Here is a 1,121-nt window from a genome sequence, read left to right on the forward strand (position 1 = left end):
GTCCTTCCTACGGGACTCGCCCGGGGCAAGGGTGGTGCCGAAGATCGCTTCCCACGCGTCCGGCCAGGAGTCCTTGATGGTCCGCTCGGCGCAGCGGCGCTCGAAGGCGGTGAAGAGGTGCGGGAAGGTGATGGCGACGATCGCCCAGCATTCGTCCTCTTCGTACCAGCGGTCAGTGGCGCGGAGCAGAGGGTGGACTTCTCGGTTTCGGTCCGGGGAGAGATGGAAACCGCCGTGACCGGCAGTCGAATAGAAGGTCACACCGTCCGCGTAGATGGTTGCTCCCTGTGACGGTCCCCATGGAGTATGCGCCGGGGACCGGTCCTCGCGCCGGTCGAGCGCCAGCTTCTCGCGCTGATGTTGGGCCTGTTCCAGCACTTTCGCTCGGAAGGCTGGTTCGTCGGCAATCTCGCCGGAGTGGCCGTAGAAGTCCAACCGGATCCATTCCGACATGGGCCCGCGAATCCGCCAACCGCTAGCGAGATAGTGCCGGCCGTCGCGAGCGGGAACCATCGCGAAAGCATGCTCACCGACGAGAGCGACGAGCATGCCGTCGGCGTTGCGCCCGAAAAAGGCCCCGGACGAATCCGGGGCTTCGATCGAAGGGGGTGCGGTTTCGGGGATCCGGGTCATGCCGCGGTCCTCCCGTCGACGACACCGCCCGCCGCCTCGTCGGCCGTGACATCCTCGAGCACGGCCTCGGGATAGCCGTGCTGCGACAGCCAATGTTGGGCGGCGGCGCGATGGGGAGCGAGGTGGACCAGCTCGGCATGGTCACCAGCACGGTCGAACACGCGCACCGAGCCAACCGGAGGGCGCTCGACGATGATGAAGCAAAGGCTGGAGCCGAGCGAGAAGGTCCGGTGGACGCGGATGGCGATGACGCCGCCGGCGCCGAAATCGGCCTCGTGCAGAGTGAAGCTTCCGCCGGAGCCAAGCTTGCCGGCGTCGCCACCACCCTGTTTGCGGACGAGCCGCCCCTGGCTGTTGCTGTTCTTCCAGGCGGCGAGCTTTTTGCAATGCCGTTCCGGCGGCCGCGGCGTGCCGTCGGACCAGGCGACGATGGCGCCGATCGGCGCAGATTCAAAAATCGTATGCGCGGACATGATGTCCTCCATAGG

The 1,121-nt window shown here is 66.6% G+C and carries 2 protein-coding genes; both read right to left on the reverse strand.

The genetic code is table 11. The annotated features are described in order from the left end of the window. Positions 1-633: hypothetical protein (locus EN749_RS36145; RefSeq protein ID WP_189367994.1), on the reverse strand; the 633-nt coding region annotated here is incomplete at its 3' end. Beyond that, complete coding sequence (locus tag EN749_RS36150) at positions 630-1,106, reverse strand: hypothetical protein (protein WP_128364999.1); 477 nt, start codon at positions 1,104-1,106, stop codon at positions 630-632. The genes EN749_RS36145 and EN749_RS36150, both read right to left, overlap by 4 nt. Positions 1,107-1,121: the final 15 nt, after the last annotated feature.

Source organism: Mesorhizobium sp. M7A.F.Ca.ET.027.02.1.1 (assembly GCF_004022985.1).
Taxonomy (GTDB): Bacteria; Pseudomonadota; Alphaproteobacteria; order Rhizobiales; family Rhizobiaceae; genus Mesorhizobium.

Bases quoted from the DNA above. Each gene is read 5' to 3' on its own strand.
- EN749_RS36150 (WP_128364999.1), bottom strand. From the start codon at position 1,106: ATGTCCGCGCATACGATTTTTGAATCTGCGCCGATCGGCGCCATCGTC.